This window comes from Vibrio scophthalmi LMG 19158 (genome assembly GCF_000222585.1).
GTDB classification, from domain to species: Bacteria; Pseudomonadota; Gammaproteobacteria; order Enterobacterales; family Vibrionaceae; genus Vibrio; species Vibrio scophthalmi.
The window spans coordinates 1-3,349 of record NZ_AFWE01000084.1 but is presented as its reverse complement, the minus strand read 5'-3'; the positions used below and the strand labels follow the sequence as shown (position 1 = coordinate 3,349).

Sequence of the window (3,349 nt, the reverse complement as noted above, 5' to 3'; positions counted from 1 at the left end):
TACCAGTCGTAAATACCGCCAATTACTGTGGTGTTTTCAAATAAAGCAGAGTTTATCTCGCCGAGGAAACTGTTGGGATAATGCTCCGATGGAGCGCTTCTTTAGAAATCTGAAAACGGAATGGGTGCCAACGGCGGGTTATTGTAGCTTTGCTGACGCTCAACAGGAGATCACTCGCTACATCATTGGATATTACTGCCAACTCAGGCCACATCAGTATAACGGTGGTCTAAGTCCTAATGAGTCGGAACGATTATATTGGGAAAACTCTAAAACCGTGGCCAATTTTAGTTGACCGCTACAAACCAAGATAGAGACTCTGTTTTTATACCGCAGTCGCGACACTTAATCCTTCGTGTTTGAACGGAAAGTTCAACAGGAGCACCGAGTAGCATGGCCTCTTTTACATGACGCCATTGATACTCATGGATAGCTTCGGCCTCAAGACCACAAAGGCATTTAGCCTGAGAGTTAGGTTTAAGAGTAAGGGTAATAAGTGACGCTGTCTGGTGAGACTTTACTATTTGAAAGCCTTCCCAGAATGAAGATAGGAAAGTATGATTCGGCATGGAAACGGTAGTTTGTATCTGATTTTGTTTGGCGACTAAAGCATATCACTTACTACCGTTTTTGTTTTAAGTTCCCGCTAATCCCGCGATGAACCTTTTTTAAAAGTAGTAGGTTGAACCTATGTTGAATGATGCCGTGTTAGCAAAGCTATCAAACTGATATTTTACATTCGCACCTAGTGTCAATTGAGGGTATACCTCATATTCAGTTCCCACTGAAATTAATCCACCGATCTCATTAGACGAGTTTGAATAACTATCTTTAGGTGTGATTTTCTCAACATCGGTGAACTCATTTTCTTCTTCTAGATAGTGTGAGCCACTTACATCATATTGGGTGTAAGTTAAGCCAGCTTTAAATTTTGCTTTCCATTTAGACGTTAGTTCATGGGTATATACAGGCGCCAAGCTGAATTGCTTAGCTTTTATATGAGCTTCCCATTCTTCTTCAGTTTTTACGTGTGTGGCTGGGTTATATTTTACAAAGAGAGAGCGATCATCGTCTAAATCAAATTGGCTATAGCCTAATTCAATTGACCAAGATGGTGTTAATGAATAGCCTATAAACCCACTTAGTATGCCATCTTCATTTGATGGATCTAGCTTTACTGAGGATGAGGTGAAATTGTTTTGTGTGTCCTGGCTGGTTGAACCAAAACCGTATTCTAGGCCAATATAAGACGCAGAAATTGCACTGAAGGAAGCGCTCACTAATACTGCTGTAAGTAATGTTTTTTTCATTTCAAAATTCTCATTGGTTTATATTGCGTTACTATTGCTCACATTATGTGATGCATTTGTGAAAATGTTAATACTCTACAGAACTTTTATCGCGTCTACATCCACCTTTACACCTGATATGTTCTTATCAATTTCACCCATAATTTGCACATTTATTATTGGCGTGACTGATTGACCAAGCCACTTGTCGTGGTCAATTTCTACAGTTACTTCTCCTGTTGAGTCGGCAAACAGATACATTTCTCCGCCAAGTGAAGATTTGATTCGGCCTGTCAATGTTACGGGCATATCGTCACTGAACATCCCTGAGTCAAGAACTTGTTTTACTGTTGAAATACCTTGAGTTGGTCCTGAAAAACCAGATTGAGTCTGAGAGGTATTCCCGACGAAACCTTGTGCAAAAACACTGCTAGAAGCGGCTAGTGAAAAAGTGGTTATTAAAAGTTTAGTTTTCATTGTGTTGTCTATTTTTTTGATTAATACATCATCATACTGCTTGTTGCTGAACTGAGAATGAACGTTTTGCAAAATCTATGTTATTACGACCAGAGTAGTTATGAGTAACTCGTTAATCTTGCGTTCAGGTTCGGTAGGCGTTGTTGATCAAATCAGCTAGAGGTTTGATCATCCGCATTTTTCTGAAAATCTGAATACTTGTGTTTCTTTTAGGCATACCTAGCCTAATGACATTGTTGATCGCTTTGACATTGGCATAGACGTCACCAACTTGAGTGTAGCAACAGCGCAATGATAGTATTGCACTCTTGAGCATTTTATATCGATACATTGCCGTTTCCGATAGCGATCTATCGTGGTAAGCAGTATCGATTCTCCACTGTGGCAGAGTCGCCAACCCAAATTGTAATGGAGCCGCGTTGAGTTAACGTACGGTTATACGTAGGGCAATTTGTTATTTTATTCTTCGACTTACCCATCAAGTGAACCTTTTAAATCCGTGATAATGATCTGATCACAATATTCGCGAAAGGTTCACTGATTTGGTCAACAACACCGTTTTTAAGTGAAAACTAGTTAGGAAACAAAGTCCTTTCCAGCTCAAATTTGACGATAATCAACATGTGCTCGTAACTAGACTTAGCGATTTCGCTTTCATCAGGGAATTAACATCACATTGATATATACTGTGGTGATAATGCTTCATCGATTTATAGCATTCAGATATTAGCGTCAACATTACAGGCGAGCCACTATATTCGATTAATACGCGCAGTGAGATATAAGCAGAATCACCGACAATTTCAAATGCCAATGTTGATTGAAGATTTTTCTTAAACACAGCCTCTACGTACCCACAATAGGAAAGTCCCTCCGAAACAAAATCATCATCAATGCTTTCTTTTAGTTCTGCCAAGCTCTCAGCTTGTCGTGTAAAAGAAATATAAGGAGCATTTGCATAATAGTTCTCATCTTCTTCAAGATCGCGGATGAAAGCAAATCCCTCGTAATTGGAGACAAATGTTTTAATTAGCTCATTTCTTTCTATAATGTTAAAGTTCGTATCAAAAGAGGTTACATCATCATTAAGGTATTGAGCAATAGGAGTCGTATAGAGGTCGTTATCCAGATTTTCTGGTAAGATCTTCGATTCGTTGATAAGTGTAAGAATTGCAGGGGATTCATTATACTGGATCAAAAATCTAGCAGTACTTACATACATGCCATCGTATAATTCAAACGCAAAAGTAGGTTGATTCGTATTCTTGAATTGCTGCTCAATATACTCGTAAAAAATCATCCCTTGATGTTCAGTGTCAGTATTCGTTTTTAGCATGGCCTCTCGAATGCTAGGCGCATGATGCATCATTTTCTGGTAAGCCTGATTTGCGTACCAAATTTCATCTTTATCTAAAGCGCGAATACTCGCCGCACCTTTAAACTGGTCAACAAACTGTTGAAGCAGGTTATTCTTTTCCATTATTTATATAATCTCTACAGTGTTATCTGATACATAAATTGAGAGATGATGAACCCATCACCAGACATCAGCAAATCACATTACTTTTCTATGCGACAAAAAT

At 38.8% G+C, this 3,349-nt stretch carries 4 protein-coding genes and 2 pseudogenes; 1 reads left to right on the top strand and 5 read right to left on the bottom strand.

What is annotated here, in order from left to right; translation table 11 throughout:
- The coding region (locus tag RH88_RS22895; protein ID WP_138944261.1) for an integrase core domain-containing protein at nucleotides 1–295 on the top strand (295 nt) is incomplete at its 5' end.
- A gap of 10 nt (nucleotides 296–305) precedes the next feature.
- On the opposite strand, the pseudogene RH88_RS24100 reads toward RH88_RS22895, so the two are convergent.
- The 5 genes and pseudogenes from RH88_RS24100 to RH88_RS07945 form a co-directional block, all read right to left on the bottom strand.
- Nucleotides 306–569: pseudogene (locus RH88_RS24100) on the bottom strand (ISL3 family transposase); the annotation flags it as partial.
- A 99-nt stretch (nucleotides 570–668) separates the two neighbouring features.
- Complete coding sequence (locus tag RH88_RS07960; protein WP_005594809.1) at nucleotides 669–1,310, bottom strand: AcfA family outer membrane beta-barrel protein; 642 nt, start codon at nucleotides 1,308–1,310, stop codon at nucleotides 669–671.
- Nucleotides 1,311–1,385: 75 nt separating this feature from the next.
- Nucleotides 1,386–1,766: a YgiW/YdeI family stress tolerance OB fold protein gene (locus RH88_RS07955; RefSeq protein WP_005594808.1), complete on the bottom strand. Its 381-nt coding sequence runs from the start codon at nucleotides 1,764–1,766 to the stop codon at nucleotides 1,386–1,388.
- Nucleotides 1,767–1,962: 196 nt separating this feature from the next.
- Nucleotides 1,963–2,157: pseudogene (locus RH88_RS23845) on the bottom strand (IS5/IS1182 family transposase); the annotation flags it as partial.
- Between the two features lie 225 nt (nucleotides 2,158–2,382).
- Nucleotides 2,383–3,246 carry a hypothetical protein gene (locus tag RH88_RS07945; RefSeq protein ID WP_005594805.1) on the bottom strand — a complete coding sequence of 288 codons (864 nt, stop codon included), beginning with the start codon at nucleotides 3,244–3,246 and terminating at the stop codon, nucleotides 2,383–2,385.
- Nucleotides 3,247–3,349: the final 103 nt, after the last annotated feature.

Coding starts and splice junctions, on each gene's coding strand:
- RH88_RS07955 (WP_005594808.1), bottom strand. CDS start 1,766: ATGAAAACTAAACTTTTAATAACCACTTTTTCACTAGCCGCTTCTAGC.
- RH88_RS07960 (WP_005594809.1), bottom strand. CDS start 1,310: ATGAAAAAAACATTACTTACAGCAGTATTAGTGAGCGCTTCCTTCAGT.
- RH88_RS07945 (WP_005594805.1), bottom strand. CDS start 3,246: ATGGAAAAGAATAACCTGCTTCAACAGTTTGTTGACCAGTTTAAAGGT.